Here is an 18552-nt window from a genome sequence, read left to right as displayed (position 1 = left end):
GCCCCCACGTCGTCGGTTGATCGAGACATCGACGATCACTGCCGCGAGGCGGCAGAGGGGAGCGCATCATGACCACGGCGACCACGGCTACGACGGCTACGACGGCGGCGACCCGGCGGGGCGTCACCTTCCTGAGGGCCGCGATCGCCCTGCAGACCGCGGCCGTCTTCTTCCAGGCGGTCACGGCCGGCCTGCTGCTGTCCACCTCCTCCGCCGAGGTGGTGCACGGAGTCGGGGCGCGGGTGATGTACGGGGCGTCGATGCTGTACGTGCTCGCCGCGGTCCTGGCGTGGCGGCCGGGCGGTGGTTCGCCGCGGCCGGTCCTGCACGCCACCGGCTTCCTGGTGCTGGCCTCGGCGCAGGTCGTCCTGGGCATCGCGCACGTGCCGTCGGTGCACGTCCCGCTGGGCGTGCTGATCTTCGGCCTGAGCGTGGCGGCGCTGGTCCGGGCGCCGGCCGCCCGCGTGGTGCGGCGGTCCGGTGCCCGGTAGCGCGGGCTCAGGAGGTGACGGTCCAACTCCGCCCGGCGGGCGGGTCGGTGGTGACGGGCGTGCCCGCGGCCGCGGAGCCGACGCCGAGGTCGAGCCCGGTGGCGACGTTGGTGACGGTGAGGGCGCCGCCGGCCGGGGCCCGCGTCACCCGCCACTCCTGCCAGGGGTTGCCGGGGGAGAGGTCGAGCAGGTAGGCGCTGTTGCCGGCGGAGGCCCCGGCGGACAGCACGGTGTGCCGGTGGGTCGGGGTGTCGCAGCCGTCGGTGATCCGGACCGTGCCGTCCGGGTTGGTGGTGAACACCCACTGCTGCGCCGGGTCGCCGCTGCGCGGCGGCTCGATGTCCGCGACCGAGGTGAGCGGCGAGGCGCAGGAGCCGGAGACGCCCATCGCGAGTCCGCCGGTGGCCAGTGTGTGGTACCGGCCGTCGTCGACCACGCCCGACGTTCCGCCGCCGGTCTGCGCGGTGAGCCGGTACAGGGCCGCCCCGTGCGGCGGCAGGGTGCCGCCGAGCGGGCCGGTGACGGTCGAACTCGCGCCGGTCCACAGCTCCTCGGCGCGGTAGGCGGCGCCGCCGAGCCCGAGTCCGGCGAGGCTGGTGCTCACCGTCCGGGCGGCCGTCGGGTCCTGGTTGACCAGCAGCACGGCGGTGTCGCCGCCGGCCAGCTGCCGCTTGAGCACGACCGGTGCCCGCCCGTCGGCCGGCCTGGCGCCGACCAGGGTGGCGGGCTTCGCCAGGCTGTCCTGGTCGACGGCGATCACCTCGCGGTTCTTCAGGATCGCGAGGCTCTCGGCGCTGATCCCGGTGGACCAGGTGTAGCCGTCGGCGCTGTGCCCGGACTGCGCGGCGGTGCGCAGGTCGGCGCCGGAGATCAGCGGCGCGGCGAGCATCGCGAGGATCGAGGTCTCCGTCCGGGACTCGTCGTCGGTGAAGGGCTTGTGGCAGGTGCAGGTGTCGGTGGTGCCGTAGAGGCCGTAGACGTCCTGCCAGCCGGTGAACATCATGTCCAGGTCGTTCCAGCTGCCCGGGCGGACGTTGTCCGGGTACTGCAGCGCGGTCTGCAACTGCCCGTTCCAGAGCACCCCGTCGAGTTCGCTGTCCCGGTCGCCGCCGATCCGGCACAGGTGGGCGACCTGGCCGCACCAGATGCCGGTGGGCGCGTAGCCGGGGGCCTGGAAGGGAGCGGTGCCGGCGGCCAGGACGACCGGGTCGGTGCGGGCCGGGTCGTCGGCGGCCAGCAGGTACGGGACGCCGGTGTGGACGGGCTGGGCGGAGACGCTGAGGGTGACCCGGGGCCGTCCCTGCGCGGCGGAGGCCGCGTCGAGGGCGCGCTGGAAGGTCTGCACCCGGGTGTAGACGGAGCGGGTCAGTTCCTTGCCCTCGCCCTGGGTGCCGTAGTCGTGCCCGTCCGGGCCGATGATCTTCGGGCCGTACGGACAGTCGTCGTACTTGACGAAGTCGACGCCCCAGGCGACGAAGTCGGCGGCGTCGGTGCTCTCGTGGCCGAGGCTGCCGGGGTGCATCTGGCAGGTGAGGTAGGTGTCGGTGGCGTAGAGGCCGAACTTCATGCCCTTGTCGTGGGCGTACCGGGCGAGGTACTCGATCCCGTTGACGGTCCGGCCGTCGACGTTCTGCGCGGGGAAGTGGTCGGGCCGCGGGACGAGGTGGCCGCTGGTGGGGTCGTTGCCGGCGCCGTCGCTGCCGCCGACCGGGTTCCCGGCGGCGTCGTAGAGCTGCAGACCGCCGTCGGCGTTGCGGACCAGGTCGGTGGTCTGGCCGTCTCGGTGCCACAGCGACCAGCCGTCGTCGATGGTGACGGTGTCGTAGCCGGCCGAGACCAGGCCGTTGGCGGCCATGAAGTCGATGGTCTGGACGACCTGCTCCTCGGTGACCTCGGTGCCGAGGGAGTTCCAGGAGTTCCAGCCCATCGGCGGGGTGAGGGCGGGCCCGTTGCCGAGCGCGGCGGCTCCGGGGGCGGTGCCGAGGTCGAGGGCGGTGAGGCCGGCGGTGGCGAGGGCGAGTGAGAGGAGGGTGGCCGCCAGGCGGCGGGGGGTTCGGCGCATGCGCGCTCTCCTGGGGTGTGGGGGTGGGTGTGACGGTCGGTCGGGAGGTGCGGGGGAGCCGCAGCCGGCCGGGTGGGGCCGGCCGGCCGCGGGTGGTGCGGTGCGGGGGTCAGTCGGTGACGGCCGCGGTCGCGGACCGGCCGGGGGCGAGGGTGACGGTGGCGCAGGTGTAGGTGACGCCGTCGACGACCTCGGTGCGGGCGTCCCGCGGCTTGCCGTCGACGGTGAGGTGCGCGTGCCGGCCCCGGAAGCGGGCCTCCCAAGTGATCGTCTTCGCACCGGTGTTGGTGACGGTGCTGGCGCGTTCGCCGTCGTGGCGGACGGTCACCGTGCCGTCGCCGACCGGGATGCCGGCGACCTGCAGCCAGCCCGTCGGGGCGGGCAGCCGGGAGGTGGTGGCGAGGGTGCCGGCGGCCGCGTCCGGTTCGACGCCGAGCAGGCCCTGGACGGTCTGGGCGAGCAGGGTGAACGGGACCTCGGGGTAGTCGCCGTTGAGCATCCGCCCGCTCGCGTGCTGCTCGCCGGCGTTCTCGTAGACGTAGCGCATCCACTTCCAGGCGGTGGCGCCGTCGTTGCCGGCGAAGAAGGCGTCCGGCAGGTAGGTGTAGGCCTCCAGGTTGGCCGAGCGCTCGGGGCCGGAGTCGGCGGCGTCGATGGCGGCGAGGAGGCCGTCCCGGCGCGGCCCGGGGTCGAGCAGCTGCTTGACCGGCATCAGCACGCTCGCCTCGTAGCCCCAGCCGGTGATCGGCGTGCCGGCGGTGTCGTAGCCGTGCACCACCTCGCCGGGCCGGCCGGGGTCCACGCTCCAGGTGGTGTTGACGTACGTGCGCAGCGTCTCGGCGGCCCGGCGGTACCCGTCGGCCGAGGCGGCGTCGCCCCGGGCGTCGGCGAGCGTGGCGGCGGCGAGGTAGGCCTGGTACTGGGCGCCCAGCGCGTCGCCGGCCTCGGCGTAGGTGCCGGTGGCGTTCTCGGCGTAGCCGGCGGTGCCGGCGAAGATGCTGCGGCTGGTGGCCTGCGGGATCGGCAGGCCGCCGTTGTCGATCGGGCCGGGGTGGCGGGCGATGAACGGACCCAGGGTGTTGCGGACGTAGGCGCCGAGCGTCGCGTCGTCGGCGTAGTCGCGGTCGCCGGTCCAGCGGTAGGCCTCGCCGGCCTTCTGGACCAGCTCGAAGGGCGCGGGCAGCTCGCGGACGAAGCTGGCCGGGCTCCGGTAGTCGATGGCGCCGTACGTCCGGGCGTCGAAGTCGAGCGCCCAGACCGGGTACAGCCCGTTGACCTCGGTGGCGGAGGCGGCGAAGCCGCGCAGCATGGTCTTGTTCTCGGCGTCGAGGCCCAGCAGGTGCGCGCCGACCAGCTGGTGGGCGAAGTCCCGGCTGTAGAAGGCGGAGCGGAAGGGGTAGCCGGCCCAGTAGGTGGCGTCGTAGGTGGTGCTGCCGGTGCCGCCGGGGTGGTTCTCGTCCATGTCGAGGACGCCGGTGGCGCCGGCCTGCTGCACCCAGCTGTTGGCCTTGGTCTTGGCCCAGTCGAACAGTGCGACGACCTCGGGGTCGGAGGAGCTGGCGACCGGGTCGTTCGGGGCGGACGGGGCGACGGCGGCGTCGTCGACGTTGACCCAACCGGTGGGCGAGGAGCCGATGGTGAGGTCGATGCGGTCGCCGGCGGCGACCCGGATCCGGGGGAGGCTGTACTTGGCGTAGGTGGGCTGCTCGGGGAGGGTGAGCGAGCGCACGACGGCGCCGTTGACGCGGACCGCGAGGGTGCCGCCGGCGCCGCCGGTCGCGATCCAGGCGGAGAGGTCGTAGCCGCCGGCGCTGACGGCGGTCGTCCGGTGGGTGACGGTGTAGCCGGAGCCGGCGTCGAGGTAGGCGAGGCGGGTGCCGCCGTGCGGGTTGTTGGTGGCGATGCCGGTGTGCTCGGTGAGGGTCCAGCCGTCGGCGCCCTGCTCGAAGCCGGGGTTGGCGAGCGCGAGGGGCTCGGTGCGGGTGAGGGTCCAGCGGTGGGCCGGGCGGGTGTCGCAGCGGCCGCGCGCCGCGGCCCGCCCGGTCCCCGGCGCGGGGCCGGTCCCGGCCTCCTGTCCGGCGCTGAGGCAGGAGCCGGTGCCGCGCGCGGCGAGGGTGTACGTGCCCTGCGGTCCGCGGGAGACGGTGAAGCGCTCGGCGTCGGGGGAGGTGCCGCAGTCGGCCGTGGTGGGCGGGCGGCCCGGGCCGTCGAGGGTGAGGCAGCGGCCGCTCGCGGCGTTGACGATCAGGAACTCGCCCCCCGCGCTGCGCAGTTGCCAGCGCTGGCTGAGCAGCCGTTGGCAGTGGGCGCCGACGACCGGCACGGGGCCGGGGCCGGACTGCGCGAACTGCGGGCCGAGGCAGCTGCCGTCCAGGGCGGAGCCGAGGACGTAGCTGCCGCCGTCCACGAGCGGGGCGCGGTCGGGCACCTGGCCGGGCGCCTGGTCGCCCGCGAACGCGGGTGGGCCGCCGAGGGCCTGGGCGGCGAGGACGGCCAGGAGCAGGAGACCGGACGGTAAGGCGCGGGTGCGGGGCGGCATGGCGGGTCCTCTTCCGTCGGGTGGGTTGACTGGCAGGCGTTTGAACGTTCAAATCGATGCGCAACAGGTCGCGTGTGATGGGTGACATTTCACATGTTCAGACAAGCCCGCGTCAACGGCCCGGACAGCACCGGCTGCGCGGCGCGGCGACGGCCCCTGCCCGACGGGGGTGGGCAGGGGCCGTCGCCCGGCACGCGGTCCGGGCTCAGCGTCCGAGGGCGGCGAGCGTGTCGTCCAGCGTGGGCCCGCCGGGGCGCGGGCGGTTGTGCGGGAGCCTGGCGAGCATCGCGCCCATGGCGCAGGTGTTCGTCAGCGCGGAGAAGGCCAGCCCGGCGCCGACGGCCGCGGAGGCCCAGCGGGCACCCGGCAGTACGAGGTCGAGCAGCAGCCCGGCGAGGACCAACAAGCCTGCTGACAGCCGTACCTGACGGTCCATCGCCCAGGTGCTACGGGCGCCGGGCGCCTTGTTCAGCGCCTGCCCGGCGCCGGACCAGGCGTTGGTGCCGCCGGACAGCGTGAGGGTCGGGATGCCGGCGTCGGCCAGCCGGCGGCAGGCCTGCTCGGCGCGCGGCCCGGCGGCGCAGACGACGGCGAGTTCGTGCTGCTCGGCGGCGTCGCGCAGCACGGGCAGGGCGCGGTCCAGCCGGTCGAGCGGGACGTTCAGCGCGCCGGGGATGTGGCCGGCGGCGTACTCGCCGGGGGAGCGGACGTCGATGAGGGTGAGCTGCCCGAGGCGGGGCTTGAGCTGCTCGACGGTCAGCGGCGTGGTCATGGGGGTCCTTTCGGGCGGGGGAGGTCGCGGCCGGGGCGGGTCGCGGGGAAGGGGAGGAGGGGGGCTTGGAGGCGGGCCGGGCGCGGTGTCCGGCTCGGCGGCCGTGCCCGGCTCCGCGGGGCGATCAGCTCAGTGAGGTGATCAGCATCAGCGCCGCGACGCCGAGCAGGGCGACGGCGAAGGCCTTCTGCAGGGTGCGCCCGCTGAGCTTGTCGGCGAGCCGCTTGCCGTCCCAGGCGCCGAGGATCGCGGCCCCGGTGAAGGGCGCGGCCACGGCCCAGTCGATGGCGCCGGTCGCGCCGAGGCGGGGCAGCAGGGCGGCGAGGGAGTTGGCGCTGATGACCAGCAGGCTGGTGCCGACCGCCTCGGCCATGGTGAGCGCGAGCACCGAGACCAGGGCGGGGACGGCCAGGAATCCGCCGCCGACACCGAGCAGGCCGGTGACGGCGCCGAGTCCGGCGCCCGCCGCCGTGGAGCGTCCGGGCGTTGCAGCGGAACGTTCCTGCGCGTCCGCCTTGGCCGGCTTCAGCATCCGCCAGGCCGCGAGCGCCGCCAGTACCGCGAAGGCACCGGTCAGCAGCGCGCCCGGCAGGTGCGCGGACAGTGCCCCGGCGGCGGCCGCCACGGGCAGTCCGGCGGCGGCGAACAGTGCGCCGGTGCGCCAGCGGACCCGCCCCGCCCGGGCGTGGGCGAGCAGCCCGGTCAGCGAGGTCGCGGCGACGATCACCAGGGCGGCCGTGGTGGCCAGCGCCGGGCTGAAGCCCAGCAGGTAGACCAGGGCGGGCACGGCGAGCATGCTGCCGCCCCCGCCGAGCCCGCCCAGCGCGAGCCCGACCACGGCGCCGGCGGCCAGCGCCAGCAGCAGCGACGTCATGCCACCCGCCCGGCTTCGCCGCCCGGGGTGGTGACCGGCAGCCCGGCGAGGGCCCAGGCGTGCATGCCGCCCGTCACGTTCAGCGCCCGGATGCCGCGCTGTGCGAGCAGTTCCACCGCGCGCCGGGAGCGGTGCCCGGAGCGGCACAGGGCGAGCACCGTCCGTCCGGTGGCCGCCGGCGGCAGCGGGGCGCCCGCCGCCAGGGCGATCAACGGCTGGTGCAGCGCGCCCGGGGCGTGGCCGGCGGCGAACTCGTCGGCCTCCCGGACGTCGAGCAGGACGGCGTCGTCGGTGCGGGTGAGCTCCCGGGCCTGGACGGGGGTGGCCCGGTCGGTGTCCGGGTGGGGTGCGGGGTGCCCGAGGGCGGGCGGCAGCTGAGGCAAGGCAGTCTCCAGTGGTGCGGGCCGGACGGCACGTGGGTCCGGGCGGAGCGGGGGTGTCGCGGCCGCCCGTAAGGGTCGTACGGCCCGGTGTGGCGGCGGTGTCGGCGCTTCGTCGGCCCCGCCCGTACCTGGTTTCGGTGGCGGCGGCCGGTCCCCCTCGACGCCACCATAGTACCCCCGGGGGTATTATCGAAACTGTTCGGCGATACCCCCACCGGTATCAGACCCATGGCCACCGCATGCCGGATGGCATACCGAGGGGGGTATCGCGAACTGTCCCGGCGCCCGACGCCTCCAGGAGGGCCACCCGTCGAACGCGTGGCCGGCTTGTCAGACCCGACGAGGAGACACCCCGTGATCTTCAGCCAGTACTACCTCGACTGCCTCTCCCAGGCGTCCTACCTGATCGCCGACGAGACCACCCGCCAGGCCGTGATCGTCGACCCCCGCCGGGACGTCGACGAGTACCTCGCCGACGCCAGGGCGCGCGGCCTGACCGTCGTCGGCGTGATCAACACCCACTTCCACGCCGACTTCCTGGCCGGCCACCTCGAACTCGCCGCCCGCACCGGCGCCTGGATCGGCTACGGCCGGCGGGCCGAGACCGAGTACCCCATCCGCCCCCTCGCCGACGGCGAACGCATCCCCCTCGGCGACGTCACCCTGCAGATCATGGAGACCCCCGGGCACACCCCCGAGTCGATCAGCATCCTCGTCCACGAGCACGCCACCGACGAAGTCCCGTACGGCGTCCTTACCGGCGACGCCCTCTTCATCGGCGACGTCGGCCGCCCCGACCTGCTCGCCTCCGCCGGCGTCACCGCCGAGGAGCTCGGCGCCATGCTCTACGACAGCGTCCACCGCAAGCTGATGGCCCTGCCCGACGAGGTCCGCGTCTTCCCCGCGCACGGCGCCGGCTCCGCCTGCGGGAAGAGCCTCTCCACCGAGAAGCAGTCCACCATCGGCGCACAGCGCCTGACCAACTACGCCTGTCAGCCCATGGACCAGGACGCCTTCGTCCGCATCGTCGCCGCCGGTCAGCCCGCCGCCCCCGCCTACTTCGGCCACGACGCCGCCCTCAACCGGCAGGACCGTCCGCTGCTCGACCGGACGAACGCCGACCGCCCCCTGTGCCCCGAAGGCTTCAGGGAGGTCCGCGCCGCGGGCGCCGTCGTCCTCGACGCCCGCAGCCCCCAGGACTTCGGCGCGGGACACGTCCGCGGCGCCGTCAACGTCCCGATCGACGGCCGCTTCGCCGAACAGGCCGGCACCGTCCTGACCCCCGACGCCACCATCGCGATCATCGCGCCGCAGGACCGCGAGGACGAGGTCGTCACCCGCCTCGCCCGCATCGGCTTCGACCGCATCGCCGGCTACCTGCGCAACCCCGGCACCGCCCTGCCCGCCCTGGCCGACGAGGTCACCCCCGCCAGCCGCCTCACCGCCGACCAGCTCCGGGCCGCACTCGCCGGCGCGCAGCCCCCCACCGTCCTGGACGTGCGCAGCTGCGGCGAACGCGAATCAGGAGCCATCGAAGGGTCCCTGCACATCACCCTGGCCGACCTCCCCCGCCGCCTGGACGAGATCCCCACCGGCCGCCCCCTGGTCGTCCACTGCGCCGGCGGCCACCGCTCCTCCATCGCCGCCAGCCTGCTGCGCCACCACGGTCGCGCCGACACCTCCGACCTCATCGGCGGCTACCACGCCTGGGACGCCCTCACCCACCCCGCCCGGGGCTGAAGCCGGCGGCCGTCCCGGCCCGCGCGCTGCCCGGGGCCGTTCGGGTGCCGGGCGGTGGGCGACCCGCCGGTCCGCCGTCACGATTCGGGCTGTTCGTCTCCGTCTCCGAAGGCCTGTTCGACCCACACCGTCTTTCCGGTGGTGGCGAACCGGACGCCCCAGCGGTCCGCGAGCTGCGACACGATGTAGAGCCCGCGGCCGCACTCGTCCGTGGTCCGGGCGTGGCGGAGGTGGGGGCTGGTGTCCGCGCCGTCGCTGACCTCGACGCTCAGGCTGTCGGCGTGGATCAGGCGCAGGCGGCACGGCGGATCGCCGTAGCGGACCACGTTGGTCACCAGCTCGCTCACCACGAGCTCGGTGGCGTACACGGCCTCCTCGGGCAGCCCCCAGCGTCCCAGCTGCGCCCGAACCAACGAACGGGCCCGGGCAGGGGCTTGCTCGTCGGCGTCCAGGACCCATTCCACGGCGGCGTCGCGGGCCAGTCCGGCGGCCCGGCCCAGGAGCAGGACCACCGCTCCCGCCTGCCCGGCGTCGCCCGACGCGAGCAGGAGTTCGTCGCACTGGTCGCGCAGCGGGCGGCCGCCGGGCACGAGGCGGGCGTGCAGGCCCCGGGCGCCGAGGGCGGCGTACAGGGCCGGTGTGGTGAGTGCCAGCACGGTGCCGTCGGGGACGGCCATCCGGCTCGCGGCGAAGGGGGCGGTCTCGGAGGATCCCAGGGTGGGTCCTTCCGGGAGGTCCGCCTCGGTGAGGGCCCCGACGGGGGAGAGGAGGACCAGGCCGGGGTTGCCGGCGCGGGCCGCGGTGAGGCTTCCGGAAGCCGGGTCGTAGACCGCGAACAGGCAGCTCGCCGTCAGCGCCCGGTCCCGCAGCGGGTCGGCGGCCGGCAGCGCACGGCGTTCCGCAGCCAGCTGCCGCGTGGTCTCGTCCAGGCGGGCCAGCAGCTCGTCCGGTTCGAGGTCGAGGGAGGCCAGGCAGCGCAGCGCGGTGCGCAACTGGCCCATCGTCGCGGCGGTGTGGATCCCGTCGCCGCGGATCTCGCCGTCGCCGTGGGCCTCGCCGTCGCCGTGGATCTCGCCGTCGCCGTGGACCTCGCCGACGACGAGCGCGGTGCGGGCGCCCGGCAGGGGGATGACGTCGTACCAGCCACCGCCGGCCCGATGTGTCGGCAGGTGCCCCTGCGCGATCTCCAGGCCGGCGGCGGACTGCGGTGCCCGCGGCAGGAACCGTCGCTGCACCGTGGCGGCGACCGCGTGCTCGCGGGTGTAGCGGCGCGAGTTGTCCAGGCACAGCGCGACGTAGTCGGTGACCGTCGCGGCCAGTTCCGCGTCCTCGTCGGTGAACGCGGGGGAGCCCTCGCACCGGTACAGGGTCAGCAGGCCCAGGAGCGTGCCCCGCAGGATGAAGGGCGCCACCAGTACGGCGACGGGCGTCGCCCCGCGCAGTGCCGCGGCGTGGTCGGCGGTGGCGTGCAGCCAGGCGTCCCCGCCGGCCGGCCTGACCGTGACCGGCCTGGCCCGCGTCAGCGCCAGCCCGAAGGGTGACGCCGCGTCCGGCACGTGCGAGGACCCGAGCGGCCCGCCCGAGCGGTCGCTGCCGCGACGTCCCACTGCCACGCCGTGCAGGGCCACGTACCCCGGCGGCGCGAAGATCGGGGGATCGTCGCCGGTCATCAGGGCGTCGACGACCTCCACGACCACCGCATCGGCCATGTCGGCCGTCAGGACGCCGGCCAGTTCCCGGCAGATGTCGACGGCCTCCAGCGAGGCGCCCACCTGCGCCCGGATCGCGCCCAGGACCTGCGCGCCCGCCTCCGCGACCGCCAGTTCCGTCACGTCCACCACGGTCACGGCCACCCCGTGGAGCGTCCCCTCCTGTGACCGCAGCCGGAAGAACGACACCGAGTACGTGCGCGTCGGCGCCGGGGGAGGGTCGGTGAAAGCCCGGATGCGCCGTTCCAGCACGGGCCGCCCGTCCGTGAGCACCGAGCGTGCCAGGGCCTCCACGGCATCCGGGTCCTCCAGCGGGAACACGTCCCGGAGCCGTCGACCGACCAGCTCCCGGACATCGCGCCCCCGCATGCCGGCCGTCGCCGGGTTGCTCCGCACCAGCCGCAGGTCGGCGTCGAAGATGTGCAGCCCCAGCGGAGACCTGCTGAGCAGAGCCTCCAGCGTCAGTCCCTCCGCGGGGTTCTCCGCGGCGCTCACCGGCCGGACCGCTCCGTCGTCCCCGCCGCAGGGCGGGGCGACCGGTCGCCCCGTGGACGGCCCAGCACAGAAGAGCACCCGACGGCCTCACGCTCGGTCATGCCACCATGATCCCCGATCCGTGGTCCGCCGACGACATTTCGGACACCAGCGTGCCACCGTCGGGGGACGCCACCTGCAGGGCCGGGGCCCGGCGGGCCTCCCCGCCCTCGCGCCTGCCGCCGTCAGCGGTTGCGGAACTCCGGCGGCCGGGATTCGGTGGAATCCCGGCGAAGGAAGCGGTGCGACCGGCTCTCGGTGCCTGCGCCCGCTCGACCCTCTCTTCGTGAATCCCGCGGTCCCACCGGCGGGACCGACCTCTCAGATCCAGGAGACCGATCATGCCCTTCGTCAACGTCGGCCAGGAGAACTCCGCTCCGATCGACCTGTACTACGAGGACCACGGCGCGGGCCGGCCCGTCGTGCTCATCCACGGCTTCCCGCTCAGCGGCCGTGCCTGGGAGCGCCAGGAGCGTGCACTGCTGGCCGCCGGGCACCGGGTGATCACCTACGACCGGCGCGGCTTCGGGCGCTCCGGCCAGCCGACGACCGGGTACGACTACGACACCTTCGCCGCCGATCTGGACAAGCTGCTGACCGCGCTCGACCTGCGGGACGCCGACCTGGTCGGCCACTCCATGGGCGGCGGCGAGATCGCCCGCTACCTCGGCAACCACGGCTCCGGGCGGATCCGGCGCGCGGTCATCGTCTCCGGCGTGCCGCCGTACCTGCTGAAGACCGAGGAGACGCCCCAGGGAGTCCCCCAGCAGGTGTTCGACGACATCGCGGCCGGGCTCACCGCCGACCGCCAGGCGTACTTCACCGAGTGGAACAAGAACTTCTACAACCTCGACCTGACGCTCGGAAGCCGGATCAGCCCCGAGGCGGTGCAGGACGCCTGGAACACCGCCGTCGGCGCGTCCCCGGCGGGGACGATCGCCTGCGTGGCCACCTGGCACACCGACTTCCGTGCCGACCTGCCCAAGATCGACATCCCGGTGCTGATCCTGCACGGCACCGCGGACCGCATCCTGCCGATCGACGCCTGCGGCCCGCGCAGCCACGAGCTGATCAAGGACAGCCGGTACGTGACGATCGAGGGTGCCGACCACGGCCTGTGCTGGACGTACGCCGACGAGGTCAACGAGCACCTGCTCGCCTTCCTGGCGTGACCGCGCGGCGAGCCGGGTGCGGCGTCCGGCGCCGCACCCGGCTCGCGCCCTGTTGCCGGGCCGGCCTCCTGCCGGCCGGGGCCCGGACCACCTCCGCCGGGCTCGCGCAGCGGAAGTCCCACGACCGGGAGATGATCGGCAGGACCCGGAGACCGCCGTCGCCGACAGCGGCAAGAGCCACGACCACAGGAGGACGGCCCGTGATTCCAGAGAGCGCCTTCGACGCACTCGTCCCGCCCAGCGGCACCGGCTGCGTCGAATGCGACGAGGCCGGCGGCTGGTGGGTCCATCTGCGACGCTGCGCCCTGTGCGGGCACATCGGTTGCTGTGACGACTCGCTCGCCAAGCACGCCACCGCCCACGCCAGAGCCAGCGGCCACCCGGTCATCCGAAGCTTCGAGCCGGGGGAGACGTGGTTCTGGAACTACGACACGTCCGAGTACTTCGAGACCGGGCCCGAGCTGGCACCGTCACACAGCCACCCGGCCGACCAGCCGGTGCCCGGCCCCGCCGGCCGGGTCCCCGCCGACTGGGCCGACCTGCTCGGCGCCTCCTGACCGGCGCCTCCTGACCGGCGCCCGCCGCGCCGCGACGGGACGGAACTGCGCGCCCGACTCCCCGCCGACCTGCCGCTGTTGCTCCGGCTCGACGCATGGAACCAGCCCGAGGACTTCGGGGGGACGCTGCCCAGCGGGCACGAGACCTTCCGCCTCCTCGCCGAGGTCCTGGACTCCGGCGACCCGACCCGCTACCGCCCGACCCTCGCCCCCGACACCCACCGGTCGCACTGGCCCGACGCGGGGACGCTGCAGCCCCGGGGCCGGGCGTCGGGGCGGTCCCGGAGCATGTCGGGGCCGCCTTCGGTGCGGCTCCGGCGCGGGCGCAGGATCGGCGGGCGAGGTAATTGAACGCGTTCAGAATCCTGGGCTACGCTGGTCCGCGGAGATGAGGGGGAACGCATGAAGATCGTCATTCCCGGCGGATCCGGCGCGCTCGGCGCGCTGCTCGACCGCAGCCTGACCGCCGCCGGGCACCGGGTGGTCACCCTGAGCCGCAGGCCCGTCCGACCCCGGCAGGTCGGCTGGGACGGGCGCACGCTCGGCGCCTGGGCGGAGGAGGTCGACGGCAGCGACGTCGTGGTCAACCTCGCCGGGCGCAGCGTCAACTGCCGCTACACGGAGGAGAACCGGCGCGAGATGATGGACTCCCGGGTCCTCTCCACGCGCGCCGTCGGCCAGGCGATCGCCGCTGCCCGGCGCCCGCCCGCGGTCTGGCTGCAGATGAGCACCGCCACCGTCTACGCCCACCGCCACGACGCCCCGAACGGCGAGCGCGACGGCCTGATCGGCGGTGCCGAACCCGACGCCCCGGCCTCCTGGCGGTACAGCATCGACATCGCCCGCGCCTGGGAGGACACCCAGAGCGAGGCCGACACCCCCGCCACCCGCAAGCTCGCCCTGCGCACCGCCGTCGTCCTCGGCCCGGAACGCGGCGGCGCCCTCGACGCGCTCTCCTGGCTGGCCCGCCTCGGCGTCGGCGGCGCGATCGCGGGCGGCGCGCAGTACGTCTCCTGGATCCACGAACGCGACTTCGCCCGCGCCGTGGACTTCCTGATCGCGCACGAGGAGCTGACCGGCCCGGTCAACCTCGCTGCGCCGAACCCGCTGCCCCAGCGCGAGTTCATGCGCGACCTGCGCACCGCCTGGGGCATGCCGTTGGCCCTGCCCGCCGCGCGCTGGATGGCCGAGATCGGTGCCTTCGCCCTGCGCTCGGAGTCCGAACTGTTGCTGAAGAGCCGCCGGGTCGTCCCGACCCGCCTGCTCGACGCGGGCTTCGACTTCGCGTACCCGAGCTGGCCCGCCGCCGCGCGGGACCTGGTCCGGCGCCTGCGCGGGAGGTGACGGGCGGCGCACGCACGGTCGGTTCGTCACGGGCCCGTCACAGCTCCGGCGGCCTGCTTGTCCGGGCCGCGCGCCGGCCGCGAGGCTGGGAGCACGCGCGAAGGGGGCGGGATGACGACGGTACGGCTGGCGTTCATGCGACGCCGGGTGGACGCCATCGGGGTCGGCTGTCTGCTCGCCCTGATCGCGGTGATCGTGCTGAGCGGGACCGGCGCCACGGGCGTGGGGCCGACCCTGCTGATCGGCGCTGCGGTCGCCGCCGCCGCGGCCGTCGGCGGGCCGCGCACCTTCTGGCTGCGGGAGGAGGAGACCGGCCTCACCGTGGTCCGCCTGCTCGTGCCGAAGCACTACACCTGGTCGCAGATCGGCGGCATCGCCATGGACTTCGCCGAGGAGCCCGAGACCAGCACCCACCGGGTCCGGCTCAGGCTGCGCCTGGTCGACCCGCCGGGCCGGTTCTGCGGCCCGTTCCTCGGTGAACTCACGATCATGGACGACGACCGGCCTCGCGGAGTCGAACCGCGCGCCCTCGCGGAGCTGTTCGCCCTCTTCGGCCGGCACGGACTGCCCGTCGACCGCCCGGAGTTCGCGAACGCCGTGCTCTTCGCCCACGCACTCCCGCCGCTCCCGCCCCCGGCCGTCGCGGACGAGTAGCGCCACCGAGGCGGGCCGCCCTGACGGCGGCCCGCCCACCGGCAGGGGCATCCCGCCGGGGGTCAGGGCTGGAAGAGCACCTTGACCACGCCGTCCTGCTTGCGTTGGAACATGTCGTACGCCATCGGGGCCTCGGTGAGCGGCAGGTGGTGGGTGGCGAAGCCGTCCACCCCGAGGGGGTCACCGTCGCCGAGCAGCGGCAGCAGGTCGTCCGTCCAGCGCCGGACGTTCGCCTGGCCCATCCGCAGCTGCAGCTGCTTGTCGAACATGGTCAGCATCGGCAGCGGGTCGGTCATCCCGCCGTACACGCCGGACAGCGAGACGGTGCCGCCGCGGCGCACCATGTCCACCGCGAGGTGGAGGGCGTGCAGGCGGTCGACGCCGACCCGGGTCATCAGCCGGGTGGCGAGGGCGTCCGGCAGCAGTGAGGTCACCCGCTGGGCGGCGGTCGCGGCGGGGGAGCCGTGCGCCTCCATGCCGACGGCGTCGATCACGGCGTGCGGGCCGCGGCCGCCGGTGAGCTCGCGGGCGGCGTCGACCACCCGGGAGCCGAGCCGGGCGAGGTCGAGCGCCTCGACGCCGTGCTCCCGCACGCGTTCCAGCCGCTCGGGCACCAGGTCGACGCCGATCACGGTGCCCGCGCCGCGGTGCCGGGCGATGCGGGTGCACATGTCCCCGATCGGGCCGAGGCCGAGCACGGCCACGCTGCCGCCGTGCGGCACCCGGGCGTACTCGACCGCCTGCCAGGCGGTGGGCAGGACGTCGGACAGCAGCACGTAGCGGTCGTCCGGCGGCCCGTGCGGGACCACCACCGGCAGCGTGTTGCCGAACGGGACTCGAAGCAACTCCGCCTGCCCACCCGGAACCTGGCCGTAGAGCTTGGTGTAGCCGAACAGGGCGGCACCGGTTCCGTAGGCGTGTACCCGGGTGGTCTCGCACTGGGACTGGAGGCCGTTCACGCACATGTAGCAGGTGCCGCAGGAGATGTTGAACGGCACGACGACGCGGTCGCCGACCGAGACCGCGTGGACGGCGCTGCCGATCTCGCGGACCACGCCCATCGCCTCGTGCCCGAGGATGTCGCCCTCGTCCAGGAAGGCGCCCAGGACCTCGTAGAGGTGCAGGTCGGATCCGCAGAGGCCGGTGGTGGTGACCTCGACCAGGACGTCGGTGGGCTCCTGGATCACCGGGTCGGGTACGGAGTCGACGCGGACGTCCCGGCGTCCGTGCCAGGTCACGGCTTTCATGGTGCTTCCCTTCGGTCGGGCCGGCGGACGCGGGCGGGGCTCCGCCGGGTGCCGGCGCCGTCCTCTCCCGCATCGCGTGGTCCGTGGTCCGTGGTCCGTGGTCCGTGGTCCGTGGCCGTGCCCGGCGACCCGTCCGGTGCCGGGCATCGGGTGGTTCGGCGTGTGCCGGCAGTCCGGGGCGGGGCGGCCGCCGGCCGCCGGAGGGGCGACCAGCCGGGCCGGGGGCGGTTCGGCCGGCACCCGGCACCTCCCTCAGGACGCCGTGGGCTCGTTGTGGGCGCGGCCCGCCCTGCGCCCCAGGGCCGTGAGCCGGTGGACCGGGCCGCCGTGCGGGTGCCGGGCCGCCGCCCGCCGGCCGGGCACGCCGTGCTCCGGCGCGGCCCCGGCCGGCGGCAGCAGGCGCGCCTGGAGCCCGAGCAGCCGGTTCGTCCCGGCCGGGGCGATCCCGTGGGCGAGGACGGCGGCCTTGGCGAGCGGGGTCAGCACCAGCTCGCGCCGGCCGGCCGCGACGGCCCGGACGATCCGGCGGGCCGCCCGGCCGGCGTCCATCGACACCAGCGGCAGCGAAGCGGCGGTGGCGAACCACGCGTACTCGCGGTCGGCCTGCCCGGCGAACTCGGCGGCGGTCTGCGAGCCGGTGCGCATCAGCCCCGGGAGCACCGTGGTGACCCGGATCCCGTACGGCGCCAGCTCCGCGCCGAGCCCCTCGGAGAGGCCGGTGAGTGCGAACTTGGCCGTCACGTAGGGCAGCAGGTGCGGCGCCGGGATGCGGCCGGCGACCGAGGTGATCATCACGATCGAGCCCGACCCACGGGCCCGCATCGAGGGGAGCACCGCCTGGACCAGCCGCAGCGGAGCCATCGTCATCAGCTCGTGCGCCCGCCGGAAGTCCTGTTCCTGCATCGCCGAGACCGGGCCCACCTGGATCAGGCCGGCGTTGTTGACCAGGAGGTCCACGTCGGCGCCGAAACGGTCCCGGACCGCCGCCAGCAGCAGGGCCGGCGTCTCGGGGGCCATCAGGTCGCCGGCGGTCGCGGCGACCTCGCCGGGGCGGCCGCGCAGCCCCCGGACCGCCCGTTCCAGACCGAGCTCGTCCCGACCGGTTAGCATCACCCGGCAGCCGCGGTCGGCGAGTTCGCCCGCGATCAGCAGGCCGAGCCCGCGGGAGGAGCCGGTGACCAGGGCCGTGCGCCCGGTCAGGACGCCGTTGTCGTGCATCGGGGTGCGACCTCCTCGGTCGGGGACGGAGGGATGCCGGGCGTCTGTCCGCCGGCGCCCGCGCCAAACGCGTGCCGAACGCGTGCCGGATGCGCGTCGGACGGGCCGGGGCCCGCCCGTCGAGCCGTACGACCGGGGTGCCCGGAGCCGCCGGAGCCGCCCGGCCTGCCCGGACCACCGGCGCGGGAGGGCCGGGCGGTCAGTCCCCGTCCGGGCTGGCCCAGGCCAGCAGGCGTTCGAGCGGCCAGGTGGTGATCAGGCGTTCGGGCCCGAGGCCGAGCCGGGCGGCGCGGGCGTACCCGGACCCGAACCAGTGGAGCTGCTCGGGAGCGTGGGCGTCGGTGTCGACGGCGAACAGGCAGCCCGCGCCGGCGGCCAGGCGCAGCAGCTCGTCGGGCGGATCGCGGCGCTCGGGGCGGCAGTTGATCTCCACCGCCGTGCCGGTCTCGGCGCAGGCCGCGAAGACGGCCTCGGCGTCGAAGCGGGACGGCGGTCGGCCGCGCCCGGTGACGATCCGGCCGGTGCAGTGCCCGAGGACGTCGGTGCGCGGGTCGCGGACCGCCGTCAGCATCCGGGCGGTCATCGGCCCCGGGTCGGCCCGCAGCTCGGAGTGCACGGAGGCCACCACGAGGTCGAGCCGCCGGAGCAGCTCCGGCTCCTGGTCGAGCGAGCCGTCGCGGAGGATGTCGCACTCGATCCCGGTGAGCAGTCGGAACGGGCCGTCCCGCGCGGTCGGAGCCGCGGCGTTCCGGGCCGCGGCGTTCCGGGCCGCGGCGTTCCAGGCAGCGACCGCGTCGAGCTGGCGCCGCAGGCGTTCGGGGCTGAGCCCGTGGGCGATCGTCAGGCGGGGCGAGTGGTCGGTGAGCACGGCCCAGCGGTGCCCGAGGGCGCGGGCGGCCAGGGCCATCGTGTCGATCGGGTGGCCGCCGTCGGACCAGTCGGAGTGCAGGTGGCAGTCGCCGCGGGCCGCGGCGAGCAACTGCCACCCGGCCCTCGCGTCGGGCCCCGCCCCGGCCTCCAGGCGGGCGAGGTAGCGGGGGGTCTCGCCGGTGGAGGCCTGCGCGATCACCTCGGAGGTGACCGGCCCGACCCCGGGCAGCCCGCGGGCCAGGGCGGCGTCCACCGGCCCCGGTGGCAGGTCCCCGGCGGCGTCGGCGGCCGTGTGGAAGGCGCGGACGCGGTAGGGCGAGGCGCCGTTCCACTCCAGGAGGAAGGCGATCCGCCGCAGCGCTTCCGTCGGGTCCACCGCCGCGACC

At 75.2% G+C, this 18552-nt stretch carries 16 protein-coding genes; 7 read left to right on the top strand and 9 right to left on the bottom strand.

The genetic code is table 11. From position 1 onward, the window contains the following. The first annotated feature begins 68 nt into the window (after positions 1 to 68). Entirely contained in the window at positions 69 to 491 is a 423-nt protein-coding gene (locus ACZ7KX_RS21135) for a hypothetical protein (protein ID WP_470327764.1), read from the top strand. A 7-nt stretch (positions 492 to 498) separates the two neighbouring features. Here the strand turns inward: ACZ7KX_RS21135 and ACZ7KX_RS21130 are convergent, their stop codons facing one another. The 5 genes from ACZ7KX_RS21130 to ACZ7KX_RS21110 all read right to left on the bottom strand — a co-directional run bounded on the left by ACZ7KX_RS21130 (position 499) and on the right by ACZ7KX_RS21110 (position 7121). Then, a complete protein-coding gene (locus ACZ7KX_RS21130; RefSeq protein WP_470327763.1) occupies positions 499 to 2553 on the bottom strand; it encodes an alpha-galactosidase in 2055 nt (684 codons plus the stop codon). A 109-nt stretch (positions 2554 to 2662) separates the two neighbouring features. Next, positions 2663 to 5092 carry an RICIN domain-containing protein gene (locus ACZ7KX_RS21125; protein WP_470327762.1) on the bottom strand — a complete coding sequence of 810 codons (2430 nt, stop codon included), beginning with the start codon at positions 5090 to 5092 and terminating at the stop codon, positions 2663 to 2665. 205 nt (positions 5093 to 5297) lie between these two features. Continuing rightward, complete coding sequence (locus ACZ7KX_RS21120) at positions 5298 to 5864, bottom strand: rhodanese-like domain-containing protein (RefSeq protein ID WP_470327761.1); 567 nt, start codon at positions 5862 to 5864, stop codon at positions 5298 to 5300. Positions 5865 to 5988: 124 nt separating this feature from the next. Beyond that, positions 5989 to 6738: a sulfite exporter TauE/SafE family protein gene (locus ACZ7KX_RS21115; RefSeq protein ID WP_470327760.1), complete on the bottom strand. Its 750-nt coding sequence runs from the start codon at positions 6736 to 6738 to the stop codon at positions 5989 to 5991. Next, the gene (locus ACZ7KX_RS21110; protein ID WP_470327759.1) at positions 6735 to 7121 is read right to left on the bottom strand and encodes a rhodanese-like domain-containing protein; all 387 of its coding nucleotides are present in this window, start codon (positions 7119 to 7121) and stop codon (positions 6735 to 6737) included. Before ACZ7KX_RS21110 ends, ACZ7KX_RS21115 begins: the two co-directional genes overlap by 4 nt. A gap of 354 nt (positions 7122 to 7475) precedes the next feature. Here ACZ7KX_RS21110 and ACZ7KX_RS21105 point away from each other — a divergent pair, with 354 nt between their 5' ends. Further along, positions 7476 to 8861, top strand: coding sequence for an MBL fold metallo-hydrolase (locus ACZ7KX_RS21105; protein ID WP_470327758.1), 1386 nt, complete (start codon positions 7476 to 7478; stop codon positions 8859 to 8861). A 77-nt stretch (positions 8862 to 8938) separates the two neighbouring features. On the opposite strand, the gene ACZ7KX_RS21100 is transcribed toward ACZ7KX_RS21105, so the two are convergent. Next, positions 8939 to 11065 carry a SpoIIE family protein phosphatase gene (locus ACZ7KX_RS21100; protein WP_470327757.1) on the bottom strand — a complete coding sequence of 709 codons (2127 nt, stop codon included), beginning with the start codon at positions 11063 to 11065 and terminating at the stop codon, positions 8939 to 8941. A 380-nt stretch (positions 11066 to 11445) separates the two neighbouring features. Between ACZ7KX_RS21100 and ACZ7KX_RS21095 the strand changes: the two genes are divergently transcribed. The 5 genes from ACZ7KX_RS21095 to ACZ7KX_RS21075 all read left to right on the top strand — a co-directional run bounded on the left by ACZ7KX_RS21095 (position 11446) and on the right by ACZ7KX_RS21075 (position 14831). Continuing rightward, positions 11446 to 12276 carry an alpha/beta fold hydrolase gene (locus tag ACZ7KX_RS21095; RefSeq protein WP_470327756.1) on the top strand — a complete coding sequence of 277 codons (831 nt, stop codon included), beginning with the start codon at positions 11446 to 11448 and terminating at the stop codon, positions 12274 to 12276. 200 nt (positions 12277 to 12476) lie between these two features. After that, positions 12477 to 12833: a UBP-type zinc finger domain-containing protein gene (locus tag ACZ7KX_RS21090; protein WP_350523066.1), complete on the top strand. Its 357-nt coding sequence runs from the start codon at positions 12477 to 12479 to the stop codon at positions 12831 to 12833. 45 nt (positions 12834 to 12878) lie between these two features. Next, complete coding sequence (locus ACZ7KX_RS21085; protein WP_470327957.1) at positions 12879 to 13184, top strand: DUF7003 family protein; 306 nt, start codon at positions 12879 to 12881, stop codon at positions 13182 to 13184. 51 nt (positions 13185 to 13235) lie between these two features. Further along, positions 13236 to 14177, top strand: a complete 942-nt coding sequence (locus ACZ7KX_RS21080) for a TIGR01777 family oxidoreductase (protein WP_470327755.1) — start codon at positions 13236 to 13238, stop codon at positions 14175 to 14177. A gap of 111 nt (positions 14178 to 14288) precedes the next feature. Continuing rightward, a complete protein-coding gene (locus tag ACZ7KX_RS21075) occupies positions 14289 to 14831 on the top strand; it encodes a hypothetical protein (protein WP_470327754.1) in 543 nt (180 codons plus the stop codon). Between the two features lie 62 nt (positions 14832 to 14893). Here ACZ7KX_RS21075 and ACZ7KX_RS21070 read toward each other — a convergent pair whose 3' ends face one another. The 3 genes from ACZ7KX_RS21070 to ACZ7KX_RS21060 form a co-directional block, all read right to left on the bottom strand. Then, positions 14894 to 16078, bottom strand: a complete 1185-nt coding sequence (locus tag ACZ7KX_RS21070; RefSeq protein WP_470327753.1) for an alcohol dehydrogenase catalytic domain-containing protein — start codon at positions 16076 to 16078, stop codon at positions 14894 to 14896. A 252-nt stretch (positions 16079 to 16330) separates the two neighbouring features. After that, entirely contained in the window at positions 16331 to 17296 is a 966-nt protein-coding gene (locus ACZ7KX_RS21065) for an SDR family NAD(P)-dependent oxidoreductase (protein WP_470327752.1), read from the bottom strand. Between the two features lie 199 nt (positions 17297 to 17495). After that, on the bottom strand, positions 17496 to 18542 hold the full coding sequence (locus tag ACZ7KX_RS21060) for a PHP domain-containing protein (RefSeq protein WP_470327751.1): 1047 nt from the start codon (positions 18540 to 18542) through the stop codon (positions 17496 to 17498). Between the last annotated feature and the right edge of the window lie 10 nt (positions 18543 to 18552).

The organism is Kitasatospora sp. NPDC038210, assembly GCF_055600605.1.
Note: the sequence above shows the minus strand (reverse complement) of the source record. Positions and strands in the feature narration are given on the sequence as shown.